Source organism: Microbacterium enclense (genome assembly GCF_004022425.1).
Taxonomy (GTDB): domain Bacteria; phylum Actinomycetota; class Actinomycetes; order Actinomycetales; family Microbacteriaceae; genus Microbacterium; species Microbacterium enclense_A.
In genome coordinates, this window is sequence record NZ_RBZY01000002.1 from 56,527 (window position 1) to 73,435 (window position 16,909).

The following is a 16,909-nucleotide window of genomic DNA, read 5'->3' on the forward strand; positions in this document are numbered from 1 at the left end:
CGAAGGGCCACGCCATGACCGACACGACACTGTCGTCCGACGCCGTCACCCGCGAGCACGGAGTCGCCCTGACCGACGCCGCCGCCGACAAGGTGAAGAGCCTGCTGTCGCAGGAAGGCCGCGACGACCTGCGCCTGCGCGTCGCCGTGCAGCCCGGCGGATGCTCGGGCCTGATCTACCAGCTCTACTTTGACGAGCGCTACCTCGACGGTGACAAGGTCGCCGATTTCGACGGCGTCGAGGTCATCGTCGACGACATGAGCGTCCCGTACCTCGACGGGGCGAGCATCGACTTCAAGGACACGATCTCGGAGCAGGGCTTCACGATCGACAACCCCAACGCGCAGGGTTCCTGCGCGTGCGGCGACAGCTTCCACTGAGCCCCGCCACGACGCTCCGGCGCCGAATTCGAAGACCCCCGGGAACCGCGGATCACACCGCGAAAACCGGGGGTTTTCGATGCTTCGGTGCTGGACGATTGGCCAGAGAACCGTAAGAGGTTGCTCTAGACTGTCGAGAGCAACATCCACGACCCGGAAAGGTGCACTGTGCCCTCCAAACGTCGCCTTCGTTGGGCAGCCGTCCCCGTCGGGATCGCTTCCGTCGCACTTCTTTCGGGCTGCACCACGTCGCAGCTTCACGGATACCTCCCCGGATTCGTCGACGACGGAACCCCCGCCACGAACCACACCGACATGGTCGCCGGTCTGTGGGTCAACTCGTGGATCGTGCTGCTGGCGGTGGGCGTCATCACGTGGGGCCTCATGCTCTGGGCCGTGATCGCCTATCGGCGTCGCAAGGGCCAGTCCGGCCTGCCGGTGCAGCTGCGCTACAACATGCCGGTCGAGATCTTCTACACGGTCGTTCCGCTGATCCTCGTGGTCGGCTTCTTCGCCTTCACGGCGCGCGACCAGAACACGCTCGAGACCCAGTACGAGAACCCGGACGTCTCGATCACCGCCTACGGCAAGCAGTGGGCGTGGGATTTCCAGTACAACGGTGAGCGCGAGGACAACTCGGATGCCGTGTATTCGATGGGCGTTCAGGCGACGGCGACGAGCGACGGCTACGACCTCGACGACGTGCCGACCCTCTACCTCCCGGTCAACAAGACGGTGCAGATCGAGCTGCGCTCGCGGGATGTGATCCACTCCTTCTGGATCATCGACTTCCTGTACAAGAAGGACATGTACCTCGGCCGCGAGAACTACTGGTCGTTCACTCCCACGCGTGAGGGAACGTTCGAGGGCAAGTGCGCCGAGCTGTGTGGCGAGTACCACTCGGCCATGCTCTTCAACGTGAAGGTCGTCAGCGAAGGCGAGTACGAGGCGTATCTCAGCTCGCTGCGCGCGGCCGGCGACGTCGGCGACATCAGCGACCTGTCGCGCCTGCAGAACTACAGCACGGCCGACAGCACCGAAGGGAACGAGTGATCATGGCCACGACGCTTCCGCTCCAGGGAACGGGCCCTTCGCGCCCGACGACTCTCCCGCCGCGTCAAGCCGCGCTGCTCAGCAGCACCCGCGTCGAGCAGAAGGGCAACCTGGTCGTCAAGTGGATCACCTCCACCGACCACAAGACCATCGGGTACATGTACCTGATCGCGTCGGTGTTGTTCTTCATGCTCGGCGGCGTGATGGCGCTCATCATCCGCGCCGAGCTGTTCGAGCCCGGGATGCAGATCATCCCGACCAAAGAGCAGTACAACCAGCTCTTCACGATGCACGGCACGATCATGCTGCTGATGTTCGCGACCCCGCTCTTCGCCGGCTTCGCGAACGCGCTCCTCCCGCTGCAGATCGGCGCGCCCGACGTGGCGTTCCCGCGCCTGAACGCATTCGCGTTCTGGCTCTTCCTCTTCGGCTCGACGATCGCCGTGTCCGGGTTCCTCACGCCGCAGGGCGCCGCCGGCTTCGGTTGGTTCGCGTATCAGCCCCTGGCGAACGCGAGTTTCTCGCCGGGTGTCGGAGGAAACCTCTGGATGCTGGGTCTCGGCATCAGCGGTTTCGGCACGATTCTCGGTGCCGTCAACTTCATCACCACGGTCCTGACCATGCGTGCCCCGGGAATGACGATGTGGCGCATGCCGATCTTCTCGTGGAACACGCTGATCACGAGCATCCTGATCCTGCTCGCCTTCCCGGTTCTCGCCGCGGCGATCTTCGCCGCCGCTGCCGACCGCGTGCTGGGGGCTCAGATCTACAACCCTGAGAACGGTGGCGTGCTGCTGTGGCAGCACCTGTTCTGGTTCTTCGGTCACCCCGAGGTGTACATCATCGCGCTGCCGTTCTTCGGCATCGTCTCGGAGATCTTCCCGGTCTTCAGCCGCAAGCCGATCTTCGGATACAAGACGCTGGTGTACGCCACGATCGCGATCGCCGCCCTCTCCGTCGCCGTGTGGGCCCACCACATGTATGTGACCGGTGGCGTGCTCCTGCCGTTCTTCGCGCTCATGACGATGCTCATCGCGGTGCCCACGGGCGTGAAGATCTTCAACTGGATCGGTACGTTGTGGCGCGGGTCGGTGACCTTCGAGACCCCGATGGTGTTCGCGCTCGGCTTCCTCGTGTCCTTCGTGTTCGGTGGCCTCACCGGTGTCATCCTCGCGTCGCCGCCGCTGGACTTCCACCTGTCGGACTCCTACTTCGTCGTCGCTCACTTCCACTACGTGGTCTTCGGTACGGTCGTCTTCGCCATGTTCGCCGGCTTCTACTTCTGGTGGCCGAAGTGGACGGGCAAGATGCTGAACGAGCGTCTCGGCATGGTCCACTTCTGGATGCTGTTCGTCGGTTTCCACATGACCTTCCTGATCCAGCACTGGCTGGGCGTGGACGGCATGGTGCGGCGCTACGCCGACTACGCCGCGGCCGACGGCTTCACGTGGGGCAACCAGGTGTCGACGGTCGGATCCATGATCCTGGGCGCCTCGATGATCCCGTTCCTGCTCAACGTGTGGATCACCGCCCGCAAGGCGCCCCGTGTCACGGTCGACGACCCGTGGGGCTACGGTGCCTCACTCGAGTGGGCGACGTCGTGCCCGCCGCCGCGCCACAACTTCACGTCCATCCCGCGCATCCGCAGCGAGCGGCCGGCGTTCGACCTGAACCACCCGGAAGCCGGTATCCCGGTGGGTGTCGGCCCGGCCAAGGACGCTCCCGACGCGCCCGTGGTGGATGCGGCCGAGGGAGAGGTCAAGTAAGCCATGCGTACCAACGTCAATCTCTGGTGGCTCCTCACGGGCTTCTCGTTCTTCATCGCCGCGGTGTACGCGGTGTGGAACATCATCAGCCACGGTGGCGTCGAGTGGGTCGGAACCGTTGCGCTGGTCTTCATGGGCCTCATGAGCGCGATGATCGGGTTCTACATCGGCCGGCTGCTCAAGGCGCAGCGTGGTGCCGACCTCCCCGAGGACTCGCTGACGGCGGATATCGACGACGGTGACCCCGAGATGGGCGAGTTCAGCCCGTGGTCGTGGTGGCCGATCGTCCTGGCCGGATCCGCCGCGATCGCTGCGGTCGGACTGGCCGTCGGAAGCTGGCTCGTGCCGGTCGCCTTCGCGATCTTCGCGATCGCCATCGTCGGCTGGGTGTACGAGTACTACCGCGGGTACTTCGCGCGCTGATCTCGTGCCCCTCCGGTTGAACACGGCCGCCGTCTCCGATTCCGGCGCTCACCGTCCCACCAATCAGGACGCCGCTTTCGCGGCGTCCTGGGGTGCGGCGGTGGCCGACGGAGTCGGCGGTGGCCCTTCCGGGGACCTGGCCTCTGCGGCCCTGATCCACCGTTTGGTGGCGACCCGCCAGGCAGAGGTGGATGCCGACGGACTCCTGGTCCGCATCCGCGAGGCGAACTGGGACATTCGCGCGCACGTCGAGCGGGATCCCGCTCTCCAGGGCATGGCGACGACGTTCACGGGTGTGTTCCTCGGGGCGGAGGCCGATCTGCTCCTCGCGCACACGGGCGACTCGCGTGCCTATCTGCTGCGTGATGGCGACTTCTCTCGGCAGACCCGAGACGATTCCTACGTGCAGGCACTCGTCGACCGCGGGATCATCTCGCCCGAAGCCGCTGCGGCACACCCCCGACGTAACATCATCACCGCGTCGCTGGCCGGTTCTGAAGGCGATGTCGTGTCCGTGGCGACGCACGCGCCGAAACGGGGAGACCGCTGGGTGCTCTGCAGCGACGGACTCACGGACTACGTGCCGGAAGCCGACGTGGAACGGCTCGTGGCCGGTGCCGACGATCCACGATCGGCTGCGTCTTCTGCCGTTGCTCTCGCGCTGGAGGCGGGTACGCGCGACAACGTCACCGTGGTCGTGTGCGACGTCGTCGACGACGACGTGCCGGCGGGGGAGGCCGTGTTCTTCGGCTCCGCGGCGCGGTGGTTCACCGAGGATGTCGAGACCGCCTGAGCGCGGCATCCGTCATCGGGCGTCGTCATGGGGGCTCTACGCCCGCGCGGCTCGTGCCTGGCGGACGACCATGACCGTCGCATCGAAGACCCGCTCGAGCGGGCCTTCGTCGTTCTCGTACGGCTGCCCCTCCCGCACCCAGTATTCGTACCCTCCGATCATCTCGCGGACCTGATAGCCCAGGCGAGCGAACTCCAAGGCCCCCTTCTGCCCGGCGTTGCAGCCCGGGCTCCAGCAGTACACGACGACGGGTGTGTCGAGATCGAGCTCTGTCGGGGCGCGCTCGGCGATCTGTGCGTACGGCATGTGCACGGCCCCCGTGATCCGCCCCTGTGCCCAGGCGTCGTCGCCGCGGACGTCGACGAGGGCGAAGGCGGTCCCCGCCTTCTGTCCTGCGTACACGTCGGAGGGGTCGGTTTCGAACGCGAGTCGGTTCGAGAAGTAGCTCTGCGCGTCGGTCATCCTGTCACGCTAGAGGGCCGGCCTCGGACGGGGGAGGGGCGAGGATGCCAGACGCCGACGGCATCCTGCCAGGTTGAATGCCCCGTCGTGCAAGCTGGAAACGACGGAACCCCGGTGCCGAGGCACCGGGGTTCCGTCGAGGCGTATTACTCGCTCTTGTCGCCGCGTGGACGATCCTGCTCGCCGAGACCCTTCGGGGCCGGGAACTCGACCTCGGTGCGTTCGCCCACGGCGACGTGAGGACGACCCTCAGCGTCGGCTCGGGCATTTGCACCGGCGATCTCGTCGGCCTCTTCGTGGTCGATGTGGTCGAGCTCGTGGTGCTGGTGAGCCACTGCCGCGTCCAGCTCGGCCTGCGTCAGCGGGGTCAGACGGTCCTCGAAGAACCAGCGCGACACCGACGCGCGGAGGTTCTGGAGCGGCGAGATCTGGCCCTTGGCGTTGGGGCGGACGACGAGCGGCTCGTACGTCTCGTTATCGACCAGCTTCCAGCGCTCGTACTCGTCGACGGGCTGGTGCACCTCGATGTACTCGCCGCCGGGGAGGCGCACGATGCGACCGGACTCGTAGCCGTGCAGGGCGATCTCACGATCCTTCTTCTGCAGCGCGATGCAGATGCGCTTCGTGACGAAGTAGGCGATGATCGGGCCCACGATGAGCAGAGCCTGGAGGGTGTGGATGACGCCCTCCATGGTGAGGTGGAAGTGCGTCGCCATGATGTCGGACGAGGCGGCCGCCCACATGACCGCGTAGAACGTGACACCGGCGGCGCCGATGGCGGTACGGGTGGCGGCGTTACGCGGACGCTGTGCGATGTGGTGCTCGCGCTTGTCGCCGGTGATCCACGCCTCGATGAAGGGGTAGATCATGACGATGACGATGAACAGACCCAGGATGCCGACCGGGATGATGATGTTCCACGACCAGGTGTGGCCCCAGAGCACGAACTCGAGGTGCGGCGGGATGAGACGGAGCATGCCGTCGGCGAAGCCGATGTACCAGTCGGGCTGAGTACCCGCCGACACCGGGGAGGGGTCGTAGGGGCCGTAGTTCCAGATCGGGTTGATCGTCACCAGCGCCGCGATCAGGACGATCACACCGAACGTGATGAAGAAGAAGCCGCCCATCTTCGAGGCGTACACCGGGAGCATCGGGTAGCCCACGACGTTGTTGTTCGTTCGGGCCGGCCCGGCGAACTGCGTGTGCTTGTTGATGATCATCAGCATCAGGTGCACCGCGAGGAGCGCGACGAGGATGGCCGGCAGCAGCAGGATGTGCAGCGTGTAGAGGCGTCCGACGATGGCGGTGCCCGGGAACTCGCCGCCGAAGAGGAGGAACGAGGTCCACGTGCCGATCAGCGGGAGACCCTTGATCATGCCGTCGATGATGCGCAGACCGTTGCCCGAGAGCAGGTCGTCGGGAAGCGAGTAGCCGGTGAAGCCCTCGGCCATCGCGAGGATGAACAGGATGAAGCCGACGACCCAGTTCAGCTCGCGCGGCTTGCGGAACGCGCCGGTGAAGAAGACACGGAGCATGTGGACGCCGATGCCCGCCACGAACACCAGCGCCGCCCAGTGGTGGATCTGGCGGACCAGCAGGCCACCGCGGAGGTCGAAGGAGATGTGCAGCGCCGATTCCATCGCCGCCGACATCGCGATGCCGCGCATGGGCTCGTACGCACCGTTGTAGTGCGTTTCGACCATGGACGCCTGGAAGAAGAACGTCAGGAACGTGCCCGAGAGCAGAACGACGACGAAGCTCCAGAGCGCGATCTCGCCGAGCATGAACGACCAGTGGTCGGGGAAGATCTTGCGACCGAGCTCCTTGACGATGCCCGAGATGCTGGTGCGCTCGTCGATGTAGTTCGACGCGGCACCGACGAAGCGACCACCGAGGGGCTTGCCGTTGAGGTCGGCTTTCGGCGGACCCGAGTAGACCGCCGGTTCGGTGGTCACGTTCTCGGTGGGGTGCGTGGCGGTGCTCATGAGCGCTCCCAGAAGCTGGGGCCGACGGGCTCCTGGAAGTCACCCTGGGCGACGAGGTAGCCCTCGGCGTCGACGGTGATGGGGAGCTGCGGCAGAGGACGGGCGGCCGGGCCGAAGATGACCGCCGCGCCGTTGGCGACGTCGAACTGCGACTGGTGGCAGGGGCACAGGAGGTGGTGGGTCTGCTGCTCGTACAGTGCCACCGGGCAGCCGACGTGGGTGCAGACCTTGGAGTAGGCGACGATGCCGTCGTATGCCCAATCCATGCGGTTGGTCTCGGGGTTCAGCTGCTCGGGCTGCAGACGCATCAGCAGCACGATCGCCTTCGCCTTCTCTTCGAGGTAGCCCTCGTCGTGGCCGAGACCGGCGAGCTCCTCGGGGATCACGTGGAACGCTGAGCCGATGGTGACGTCTGCGGCGCGGATGGGACGACCGGAGGGGTCGTGAGCGAGGCGCATTCCCTCTTCCCACATCGTGTGGCTGAGCGCCTCGACCGGGTCGATGTTCTGCGGAGCGAGGCCGCGGAACAGGGTGATGCCGGGGATCACCGAGGCGAGCAGCGCCGCGAACATCGAGTTGCGGATGATCTCGCGACGCCCGAAGCCGGAGTCCTTGTTGGCCTCGACGAACACGTTGACGGCGCCCTCGCGGGTCGTGTCACGGCCGCGGGTCGCGTGACGGTCCTCGATGTGCTCCTTGTCGGCCATGACCGACTTGGACCAGTGGATCGCACCGATACCGATCGCGAGCAGAGCGAAGGCGATGCCGAGACCGATGAACAGGTTGTTGTACCGGATGTCGATCAGCGCGCCCGACTCGATCGGGAAGATCATGTAGGCGATGCTCGCCCAGATGCTCGCCGCGACCGAGAAGTAGAACAGCGTGTAGACGGTGCGGACCGCGCGCTTCATCGCCTTCGGGTCCTGATCCGTCATCCGCTGACGGTGCTCCGGAAGACCGGGGTTCTGCACGGGGTCGGGAACCGCGACGGCGAGCCCGGAGCCGGGCTTCCATGAAGCCCTCTCGTGCTCGAGTGCGTCTTCCTCGTGTGCCATGGTGCTCCTCGTACGTTACGTAATGTCGATGACGACGATCAGTTGGACTTCGCCGCGATCCACACGGTGAGCGCGATGAGGCCACCGATGCCGAAGATCCAGATGAACAGGCCCTCCGAGACCGGACCGAGCGAACCCAGTGAGAAGCCGCCGGGCGACTCCGACTTCTGGAGGAACATCAGGTACGAGATGACGTCGCGCTTGTCTTCGGGGGTGAGGTTGAGGTCGTTGAAGACCGGCATGTTCTGCGGGCCGGTGACCATTGCCGCGTACATGTTCAGCGGCGTGACGGTCTGCAGGTGCGGAGCCCACTTGCCCTCGGTGAGGGCGCCACCGGCGCCGGCGACGTTGTGGCACATCGCGCAGTTGATGCGGAACAGTTCGGCACCGTGCGAGATGTCGCCTTCGCCGTCGAGCGTTTCCGCCGCCGGGTAGGTCGGGCCGGGAGCCGAGGCCTGCACGTAGGCGGCGATCGCGTTGATCTGATCGTCGGTGAACTGCACAGGCTTCTGCGGAGCCTGCGGACCCTGCGCCTGCAGGGGCATGCGGCCGGTCGAGACCTGGAAGTGCACCGACAGCTCGCCGACGCCGAAGAGCGACGGACCCTGCTGGCTTCCCTGCAGGTCGAGACCGTGACACGTCGCGCAGTTGGCCTGGAAGAGCTTCTCGCCCTCCTCGACCGTGCCGGCGGAGTTCGAGGCGCTCGGGGGGATGTCGGTCGAGGCCATCGCAGCCGACGCGCCGGCATAGATGCCGCCGGTGAGCAGCAGACCGATGCCGATCAGTGCGGCCGCGGCCAGGGGACTGCGGCGTCCGTGATTGCGACGCGGCTTCTTCTCTCGTGCCATGTGAGGTGCAGCTCTCTTACTTCAGGAAGTAGATGACGAAGAACAGCGCGATCCAGACGACGTCGACGAAGTGCCAGTAGTACGACACGACGATCGAGGTGGTCATCTCTTTGCGCCCGAAGTTCTTCACGGCGTACGCGCGGCCGATGACGAGGAGGAAGGCGATCAGGCCACCCGTCACGTGGAGGGCGTGGAAGCCGGTGGTCAGGTAGAAGGCCGAGGCGTACGGGTTGGCGCTGATCGGCAAGCCTTCGGTGATCAGGGTCGCGTACTCCCACACCTGACCGGACACGAAGATCGCGCCGAGGATGAAGGTGAGGTAGAACCACTCCACCATGCCCCACTTGGCCAGACCGGTGCGCGTGCCGGTGCGGTACGGCTGGTACCGCTCCGCGGCGAACACGCCCATCTGGCACGTGACCGAGGACAGCACGAGGATGATCGTGTTGACGGTCGCGAAGGGGACGTTGAGCAGCTGCGTCTCTTCGGCCCACAGGGGCGCGGACGTGCTGCGCAGGGTGAAGTAGATCGCGAACAGGCCGGCGAAGAACATGACTTCGCTGCCCAGCCACACGATGGTGCCGACAGCGACCGGGTCGGGCCGCTTCACGGCACGCACGGCCTGGGAATACGTCGCTGGGGTCGTCACCATCCCATTATGCGCGATCCGACGGGGCGATATTCCCATCCCCAGCCTGAGATATTCCATCGTCGAGACTTAGGGAAGCCTAAGAATCCGCAAGGAATCCCCGGTGCGGAGAGGGTTCCCGCGCGGTGCCGGAGACGGGGTCCGACACGCCGCGTGTGGGAGGATCGTCCCATGGCGGAACGCTTCACCTGGCCCGATCTGCTCACCTCCCTGCTTCAGGGCCATGACCTCAGCGTCTCCGAGTCGACGTGGGCGATGCGCCGCGTCATGGCGGGCGAGGCCACACCGTCCCAACTCGCGGGCTTTCTCATCGCCCTCAGGGCCAAGGGAGAAACGGTCGAGGAGATCGTGGGCTTCCGTGACGCCATCCTCGAGGCGGCGGTGCCGCTCCCGGTGCGCGCCGAGGTGCTCGACATCGTCGGGACCGGCGGCGACCGCTACGGCACCGTCAATGTGTCGACGATGGCGGCGATCGTCGCGGCGGCATCGGGAGTCCCGGTGGTCAAGCACGGCAACCGCGCGGCGAGCTCGGCATCCGGTTCGTCGGACGTGCTGTCGTCGCTGGGCATCGCCCTGACGCTCGACCCGGACGCGGTCGCGGCGACCCTCGAACGCACCGGGATCACCTTCGCTTTCGCCGCCGCTTTTCACCCCGGATTCCGCCATGCGGCGGCAACCCGCTCGGAGCTGGGCGTGCCGACGGTGTTCAACTTCCTCGGTCCGCTCTGCAATCCGGCCCGAGCCGAAGCCAACGCGGTCGGGGTCGCGCACCTCGATCGCGTGCCGCTCATCACGGGCGTGTTCCGCACGCGCGGGGCGACGGCCCTCGTGTTCCGCGGCGACGACGGCCTGGACGAACTGACGACGACCGGGCACAGCCGACTGTGGGAGATCAGCCGAGGCGACGTGCACGAGCACGACCTGGATCCCCGGGATCTCGGCATCCCGCTCGCCGACATCGACGATCTGCTCGGCGGGACTCCCGACCACAACGCCGAGGTGGTGCGGCGCACGCTCGCCGGTGAGGCGGGGGCGGTGCGTGACATCGTGCTGCTGAACGCCGCGGCGGGACTGGTCTCGTTCCGGTTGTTCCAGGATGCCACCCAGGTGCAGCGCCCCATTCTGGAACGCCTCGCCGAGGCCATGGCGGACGCGGCGGCGGCGGTCGATGACGGGCGTGCCCTGGCGAAGCTGGACGGCTGGGTCGCGGCGACCCGCGAGCTGTCCGATTGAGCATGCACCCGCTCGACGCGCTCACCGAGATCGCGTATCTGCTCGAACGCGAGAGGTCGTCGCGGTACAAGTCGAAGGCGTTCCGGACGGCCGCTGCGGCGATCGAGGGGCTGAGCGACGAAGAGCTGCGCGATCCCGGGTTGCGTCGTCGTCCGGGGATCGGCGACTCGACGTACACCGTGATCCGCGAGGCGCTCGAGGGAGGCGTGCCGGAGCGGCTCGCGTCCCTTCGCGCGGCGTCCGGTGTCGTGGGTGGTGGCGAGGTGCGCGCGGCGCTCCGTGGCGACCTGCACAGCCACAGCGACTGGTCGGACGGACTGACCCCGATCGAGCCGATGGTGGAAGCGGCGCGACGCCTCGGCCACGAGTACCTGGCCCTGACGGACCACTCGCCGCGGTTGACGGTGGCCAACGGACTGTCGCCCGAGCGGCTGCGCAGGCAGATCGAGATCGTCCAGGGCTTCGCCGATGACGCGTTCACGCTTCTGACCGGCATCGAGGTCGACATCCTCGACGATGGCGACCTCGATCAGGAGGACGCGCTCCTGCGCGAGCTCGACGTGGTCGTGGCATCCGTCCACTCAAAGCTGCGCATGGAGGCGCCGGCCATGACGCGGCGGCTCGTCGCCGCGGCGAGCGACCCGCGCGTGCATGTCCTGGGGCACGTGACCGGACGCCTCGTCGAGGGAGCGCGGGGGACCCGGCCGCCTTCGGAGTTCGACGCGCGGGCGGTGTTCGCGGCATGCGCGGCGTCCGGAGTGGCGGTCGAGATCAACTCGCGGCCCGAGCGGCAGGATCCGCCGGATGACCTCCTCGCGATCGCGCTGGAGGAGGGATGCCTGTTCTCGATCGACTCGGATGCGCACGCCCCCGGGCAGCTGTCGCTGCTGGACTACGGAGCGGCTCGTGCCGAGGCGGCGGGCGTGCCGACCGAACGCATCGTCACGACCTGGCCGCTCGTGCGGCTGCGGGAGTGGCTCGCTCGGGATCGCTGACGGCGCTCAGCGGCGGAGGGCGGCGAGGGCTCGGGTCATCGAGCCGCCGAGGTTCCACCGGTCGGCGAGCGCGGTCGCGGCCTCGGCGCGTGCGTCATCCACGAGTATGCGGTCCACCGCGGGGGCGAGCTCGAGGTCGCGGGCGACACGCACGACCGTCGGGGCGACGTCGAGGTAGTCCGCGGCGGCGAGGATCTTCGCCCTCTGCGCGGGGGTGCCCGCGGTGCCGTCGGCGGCGGCGGTCCGAATGCCGTCGAGGTCGCCGCAGGCGGCCAGAAGCGCTGCGGCAGACTTCTCGCCGATGCCGGGAACGCCGGGCAGGCCGTCCGAGGGATCGCCGCGCAGCGCGGCGAAATCGGCGTACTGATCGGCACGGATGCCGTATCGCGCCTCGACGGCGGCATCGTCGATGATCTCGAGGTTGCTCATTCCGCGGGCGGTATAGACCACACGGATGCCGCGGGCGTCGTCGACGAGCTGGAAGAGGTCGCGGTCGCCGGTGACGATGTCGACGGGGACATCGGCGCGAGTCGCGAGAGTCCCGATGACGTCGTCCGCCTCGTGCGCGGCCGCGCCGACCACGGCGATGCCGAGGACGTCGAGCGTCTCGCGGATGAGGGGGATCTGCGCGGTCAGCGTCGGGGGCACTTCCTCGACGTCGGGCCCATCCTCGACGGTTTCCACGACCCGGTGAGCCTTATAGGTGGGGAGGAGGTCGACCCGCCATCCCGGCCGCCAGTCGTCGTCCCAGCAGGCGACGAGCCGCGTCGGCTCGTAGGTCGTGACGAGCTTCGCGATGATGTCGAGCAGACCCCGAGCCGCGTTGACGGACGTGCCGTCGTCGGCCGTCACCTTGTCGGGAACGCCGTAGAACGCGCGGAAGTACAGCGACGCGGTGTCGAGGAGCATGAGTCGGTCGGACATGCCGGGCCTTTCCGGCGATGAACGGTCGCCTCAGCCCCATCGTACGAAGCGCGGCCCGCGGCGAGAACCTAGAGTGACGGGGTGTCCTTCGGTGCTCGCTCCCGCCGACCGTCCGCCACGGCACCGTGCCCGTGCGGGCGCGCGGCCTTCGGCGCGTGCTGCGGTCCGCTTCTCGACGGCGCGCCGGCGCCCTCGGCCGAACGGCTGATGCGCTCGCGCTACACCGCCTTCGCCCTCGGGGACGCCGCTCACCTCGCCCGCACGTGGCATCCCCGGAGCCGTCCGGACGACGTCGATCTCGATGACGGCATCGTGTGGGAGGGACTCGTCATCGACGAAGCCGCCGAAGACGGGGATGCCGCGGTCGTGGCGTTCCGCGCGGCGTGGCGTCGGGCGGGTGACCGCGGCGTGCTGTCCGAGCACAGCCGGTTCGTCCGACGCGGCGGGCGGTGGGTCTACGTCGACGGCGTCGTCGACTGACCGTCAACCCCGGTGGGTGCGTCGGCGACGGTGCGTAGGCTCGCGATCCGGAACCACAGACACGACCCGGAGGACTGTGACATGGAACGCATCGTGATCATCGGTGGACACGGCAAGGTCGCGCTGCACCTGGCGGGTCTGCTCGCCGAACGCGGCGACGAGGCGGTCTCGGTGGTGCGCAACCCCGACCACCGTGCGGATGTGCAGGACGCGGGTGGGACGCCCGTCGTGCTCGACGTCGAGAAGGCGGACGCCGACGAGATGGCCGCGGCTTTCGATGGCGCGGATGCCGTCGTCTGGTCCGCGGGCGCCGGCGGCGGCTCCGCCGAGCGGACGTATGCGGTCGACCGCGACGCGGCGCAGCGCGCCGTCGACGCGGCCGCGAAGGCCGGGGTGCGCCGCTTCGTGATGGTGTCGTGGATCGGCTCGACGCCGGATCACGGCATCCCGGAGGACGACGCGTTCTTCGCTTACGCCGACGCGAAGCTCGCCGCCGACGATCACCTCCGTGCCAGCGACCTGGACTGGACGATCCTGGGGCCGGGCACGTTGACGCTCGACCCGCCGACGGGACGCATCACGACGGCGCCCCAGGGCAAGGGCGAGGTCGGCCGCGCCGACGTGGCCGCCGTCGTCGCGGCATCGCTCGTCCAGCCGGCCACGATCGGACGGTTCATCCGGTTCGGCGCGGGCGACACGCTCATCGCCGAGGCGCTGGTCGCCGACGCCTGAGTGCGCGTCAGTCCTCGTCGGCGTCGTCGTCGTCATCCATGACCACGATGACGCCGTCGGGGACGGGGTCGCCCAGCAGCGGTTCGGCGGCCAGCGTGAGGTCGATGGTGGCCCGCAGCAGCCCGCCCATCGTGGGGGAGCGGAGCAACTGCATCTGGTCGAGCTCACCCAGCGGGGCGATCGCGGCCACCTGCCAGGCGCGTTCCCCCGGCTCGTCGGAGAGCTCCACGTCCGGATCCCAGCGCGTCACGCCGAACTCCCGCGCCCGGCCGAGGACGCGCCGCACGATGCGCTCGGCCTCCTCCAGGAGCGGGGCGAGGGCCTCGCTCCACTCCAGGTCGGGCAGAGGACGCACCTCCGCACGCGGATAGGGGGCGTCGTCGAGCCACTCGACGATCTCGAACCGTTCGGCGCCGCGGGCCACGATCGACATCTGCCCCGCTTGCGGCACGACATGGCTGAGGCGCGCCATCGTGCCGAGGGCGAAACGCTGATCGCCGCCTCCGGTCTCGACGCCGCGCTCGATGAGGACGACCCCGAACTCCGGGTCGACTTCGTCGAGGAGCATTCCCAGCATGACGAGGTAGCGCTCCTCGAAGATCCGCAGCGCCAACGGGGTGTGCGGGAAGAGAACGGCTCCCAACGGGAACATCGCGGTACCCATGCCACCAGTCAACCAGCGCGGCGGCCATCTCGGGTCGTCCCGGCCGGGGCCGGTCAGGCGGGTTCGTCCCGCAGGCTCTCGTGGATGCGGTGCAGATCCATCAGCAGGGAGCCCACGAGCACCCAGTGCTCGGTCGAGGGCGTGCGGATCTGCAGGGGCCGCGTCAGCGCCGGTTCCTCGACCGAGGACTCCATCGCGGGAGCGTCGAGCGCGAAGTCCAGGCGTACATCGTGAGCGGCGCGGTGCAGTTGCTCCGCGATCGCGCGCACCGACGGGTCGTCGACGATCGACGAGGTGTAGCCGTCGTAGATCGCGCGCGTCATGCCGATCGTCTGCGTGACGACGGGTGTGAAGCGGTCCAGACGTGCCTGCATCTCGGCGAGGTCGGCGCGGTGGCGGGAACTGCGCGGGTTGAGCGAGAGCGAGTCGGCGCCGTCGCGGATCGCGTCGGCCGCGGCATCCCGAACCGGGCGGAGGAGGCGCGCCTCCAGGAGCAGACCTTCGAGCGACTCACGGGTCTGCGGTGTCTCGAGGGCGTCGGCGAGACGCTCGAGAGCGCCCGCGAGTTCACGCCCGAGGACGTCGAGCTTCTCGCGCGCCGGTGAGACGAGAACCGGCGGCACCAGCACCGTGTTGACGACGATGCCGATGATCGCGCCGATGACGGTCTCCAGGACCCGGTCGACGGCGTAGTTCGGCGTCGCGGTCCCGAGCGCGAGAACGAGGACAGCGCTGATCGCGACCTGGTTGGTGGCGCCGGGAGACATGCGCAGGCTCCACGCGACGAGGAGCGAGACGCCGCCGGCGAGCAGGATCACCCACGTCGGAGAACCGAGGAGGATGCCGAGCGCGGAGGCGATGACGACCCCGACGATCACACCGACGCTGCGCTCGACGGCGCGCGTGAACGACTGGTTGATGCTCGGCTGCACGACCAGCACCGCGGCGATTGCGGCGAAGATCGGGGGCGGCCCGGGCACGAGGAGGCCCGCGGCGATCCACGCCGCGATCATCGCGACCGCCGTCTTCGCGACCTGCAGGAACGGTCCGCGTCGCGGCGCGCGGAACGTCAGGCTTTCGCGCGGGAGGCGAAACGGGAGTCGCATGAATCGAGCGTAGGACGCCGAGCCGGTCACCTCGGCCGATCGAGCATGGCATCCGCGTGGTCCGCCACCCACGCCATGAGCGGCAGCAGCCGTTCCATCAGATCGAGTCCGAGGTCGGTGAGGGCGTACTCGACGCGCGGCGGGACCTCGGGGTAGGCGGTGCGCCGGACCAGGCCGTCCGCCTCGAGGGTCTTGAGGGTGCTGGCCAGCATCTTCTCGCTGATACCGGTGATGGTGCGGCGGAGTTCCCCCCATCGCTGCGTGCCGTCGGACAGTGCGACGAGGACCAGCACGCCCCACTTGCCCATCACATGGTCGAGGACCGTCCGCGTAGGGCACCCGTCCGAAAAAGCTTCGGGCCGCTCGGCCCGGATTTCTGCAAGACTCACCATCACGTCAGTACCTAACGTAGAAGTGGGTACCGACATTCCGGAATGTGTCTCCGATGGGCGCGTTGGTCTGGGCGTACCGACCGAAAGGACACACCCATGACCCTCTTCGTCTCCGCCGCCAACGGCCACCTCGGACGCCTCGTGCTCGACGCTCTGCTCGAGCGCGGGATCTCGGCATCCGACATCGTCGCCGGCGTCCGCACGCCCGCCGCGGCCGACGACCTCGCCGCCCGCGGCATCCGCGTCGTCGAGTTCGACTACGCCCGGCCCGAGACCCTCACCGCCGGGCTCGAGGGTGTCACCCGCGTCCTGCTCATCTCGGGCACCGACCCCGACCGGGCCACCGGCCACCGCAACGTCGTCGAGGCCGCGCGGGCCGCGGGCGTCGAGCGTCTCGTCTACACCAGCGCACCGCGCGTGGACGAGATCGAGTACGCCCTGGGCGCGGACCACCTCGCCACGGAGCGCGTGATCGCCGCATCGGGACTGGATGCCACGATCCTGCGCAACAACTGGTACACCGAGAACTACGTCGACGCCGTCTCCCGCGCCGCGGAGTCCGGAGTGATCGTCGCCGCCGCCGGAGACGCGCGGGTGGCCAGCGCGAGCCGGCGCGACTACGCCGACGCCGCGGCCGTGGCCCTGACCACCGACGACCTCGCGGGCCGGACGCTCGAGCTCGCGGGCGATGTCGCCTGGACGTACGACGAGCTCGCCGCGGCCGCTTCCGAGGTCCTCGGCCGCGAGGTCGTCTATCAGCCGGTGACGGTCGAACAGCTCACCGCCGGTCTCGAGCAGGCAGGCCTGGATGCCGGAACCGCGGCGTTCGTCGCCGGCATCGACGAGGCGATCTCCCGGGGTGTCCTATCGCAGACCGACGGCACCCTCGCCCGCGTCATCGGTCGCCCGACGACGCCGTTCGTCGAGGGCCTGCGCGCCGCCCTCGGCCGCTGACTCTGGTCCGGCCCG

The 16,909-nt window shown here is 68.2% G+C and carries 19 protein-coding genes; 10 read left to right on the forward strand and 9 right to left on the reverse strand.

What is annotated here, in order from left to right; genetic code table 11:
* Positions 1-14: 14 nt before the first annotated feature.
* The 5 genes from erpA to D8Y23_RS00825 all read left to right on the forward strand — a co-directional run bounded on the left by erpA (position 15) and on the right by D8Y23_RS00825 (position 4,415).
* Positions 15-380, forward strand: coding sequence for an iron-sulfur cluster insertion protein ErpA (erpA, locus tag D8Y23_RS00805; RefSeq protein ID WP_076490686.1), 366 nt, complete (start codon positions 15-17; stop codon positions 378-380).
* 168 nt (positions 381-548) lie between these two features.
* Positions 549-1,433, forward strand: coding sequence for an aa3-type cytochrome oxidase subunit II (gene ctaC, locus D8Y23_RS00810; protein WP_128216277.1), 885 nt, complete (start codon positions 549-551; stop codon positions 1,431-1,433).
* Positions 1,434-1,435: 2 nt separating this feature from the next.
* On the forward strand, positions 1,436-3,199 hold the full coding sequence (gene ctaD, locus D8Y23_RS00815) for an aa3-type cytochrome oxidase subunit I (protein WP_128216278.1): 1,764 nt from the start codon (positions 1,436-1,438) through the stop codon (positions 3,197-3,199).
* Between the two features lie 3 nt (positions 3,200-3,202).
* Positions 3,203-3,622, forward strand: coding sequence for a cytochrome c oxidase subunit 4 (locus tag D8Y23_RS00820; protein ID WP_128216279.1), 420 nt, complete (start codon positions 3,203-3,205; stop codon positions 3,620-3,622).
* Between the two features lie 4 nt (positions 3,623-3,626).
* Positions 3,627-4,415 carry a PP2C family protein-serine/threonine phosphatase gene (locus tag D8Y23_RS00825; RefSeq protein ID WP_128216280.1) on the forward strand — a complete coding sequence of 263 codons (789 nt, stop codon included), beginning with the start codon at positions 3,627-3,629 and terminating at the stop codon, positions 4,413-4,415.
* A 36-nt stretch (positions 4,416-4,451) separates the two neighbouring features.
* Here D8Y23_RS00825 and D8Y23_RS00830 read toward each other — a convergent pair whose 3' ends face one another.
* The 5 genes from D8Y23_RS00830 to ctaE all read right to left on the reverse strand — a co-directional run bounded on the left by D8Y23_RS00830 (position 4,452) and on the right by ctaE (position 9,417).
* A complete protein-coding gene (locus tag D8Y23_RS00830) occupies positions 4,452-4,877 on the reverse strand; it encodes a rhodanese-like domain-containing protein (protein WP_128216281.1) in 426 nt (141 codons plus the stop codon).
* 146 nt (positions 4,878-5,023) lie between these two features.
* Entirely contained in the window at positions 5,024-6,862 is a 1,839-nt protein-coding gene (gene qcrB, locus D8Y23_RS00835; RefSeq protein ID WP_128216282.1) for a cytochrome bc1 complex cytochrome b subunit, read from the reverse strand.
* A complete protein-coding gene (gene qcrA, locus D8Y23_RS00840; RefSeq protein WP_128216283.1) occupies positions 6,859-7,917 on the reverse strand; it encodes a cytochrome bc1 complex Rieske iron-sulfur subunit in 1,059 nt (352 codons plus the stop codon). The genes qcrB and qcrA overlap by 4 nt, the downstream gene beginning before the upstream one ends.
* A 38-nt stretch (positions 7,918-7,955) precedes the next feature.
* Positions 7,956-8,765, reverse strand: coding sequence for a cytochrome bc1 complex diheme cytochrome c subunit (qcrC, locus tag D8Y23_RS00845; RefSeq protein WP_128216284.1), 810 nt, complete (start codon positions 8,763-8,765; stop codon positions 7,956-7,958).
* Between the two features lie 16 nt (positions 8,766-8,781).
* On the reverse strand, positions 8,782-9,417 hold the full coding sequence (ctaE, locus tag D8Y23_RS00850; RefSeq protein ID WP_128216285.1) for an aa3-type cytochrome oxidase subunit III: 636 nt from the start codon (positions 9,415-9,417) through the stop codon (positions 8,782-8,784).
* 168 nt (positions 9,418-9,585) lie between these two features.
* Here ctaE and trpD point away from each other — a divergent pair, with 168 nt between their 5' ends.
* Together trpD and D8Y23_RS00860 are read left to right on the forward strand one after the other, a co-directional pair.
* Positions 9,586-10,647 (forward strand): anthranilate phosphoribosyltransferase, encoded by a 1,062-nt coding sequence (gene trpD / locus D8Y23_RS00855; protein ID WP_128216286.1) that lies wholly within the window; start codon positions 9,586-9,588, stop codon positions 10,645-10,647.
* Positions 10,648-10,649: 2 nt separating this feature from the next.
* Positions 10,650-11,642 carry a PHP domain-containing protein gene (locus D8Y23_RS00860; protein WP_128216333.1) on the forward strand — a complete coding sequence of 331 codons (993 nt, stop codon included), beginning with the start codon at positions 10,650-10,652 and terminating at the stop codon, positions 11,640-11,642.
* A gap of 6 nt (positions 11,643-11,648) precedes the next feature.
* On the opposite strand, the gene D8Y23_RS00865 is transcribed toward D8Y23_RS00860, so the two are convergent.
* Complete coding sequence (locus D8Y23_RS00865; protein ID WP_128216287.1) at positions 11,649-12,566, reverse strand: 5'-3' exonuclease; 918 nt, start codon at positions 12,564-12,566, stop codon at positions 11,649-11,651.
* An 81-nt stretch (positions 12,567-12,647) separates the two neighbouring features.
* Between D8Y23_RS00865 and D8Y23_RS00870 the strand changes: the two genes are divergently transcribed.
* Positions 12,648-13,046, forward strand: a complete 399-nt coding sequence (locus D8Y23_RS00870) for a YchJ family protein (RefSeq protein WP_128216288.1) — start codon at positions 12,648-12,650, stop codon at positions 13,044-13,046.
* Between the two features lie 81 nt (positions 13,047-13,127).
* Positions 13,128-13,778: an SDR family oxidoreductase gene (locus D8Y23_RS00875; RefSeq protein ID WP_128216289.1), complete on the forward strand. Its 651-nt coding sequence runs from the start codon at positions 13,128-13,130 to the stop codon at positions 13,776-13,778.
* 7 nt (positions 13,779-13,785) lie between these two features.
* On the opposite strand, the gene D8Y23_RS00880 is transcribed toward D8Y23_RS00875, so the two are convergent.
* From D8Y23_RS00880 to D8Y23_RS00890, 3 genes are read right to left on the reverse strand one after another with little or no spacing between them, the layout of a single operon-like run.
* A complete protein-coding gene (locus tag D8Y23_RS00880; RefSeq protein ID WP_128216290.1) occupies positions 13,786-14,442 on the reverse strand; it encodes an LON peptidase substrate-binding domain-containing protein in 657 nt (218 codons plus the stop codon).
* 53 nt (positions 14,443-14,495) lie between these two features.
* A complete protein-coding gene (locus D8Y23_RS00885; protein ID WP_128216291.1) occupies positions 14,496-15,548 on the reverse strand; it encodes an FUSC family protein in 1,053 nt (350 codons plus the stop codon).
* Positions 15,549-15,574: 26 nt separating this feature from the next.
* Positions 15,575-15,943, reverse strand: a complete 369-nt coding sequence (locus D8Y23_RS00890) for a winged helix-turn-helix transcriptional regulator (protein ID WP_128216292.1) — start codon at positions 15,941-15,943, stop codon at positions 15,575-15,577.
* A gap of 93 nt (positions 15,944-16,036) precedes the next feature.
* Here D8Y23_RS00890 and D8Y23_RS00895 point away from each other — a divergent pair, with 93 nt between their 5' ends.
* Complete coding sequence (locus D8Y23_RS00895; RefSeq protein ID WP_128216293.1) at positions 16,037-16,894, forward strand: SDR family oxidoreductase; 858 nt, start codon at positions 16,037-16,039, stop codon at positions 16,892-16,894.
* Positions 16,895-16,909 lie beyond the last annotated feature (15 nt).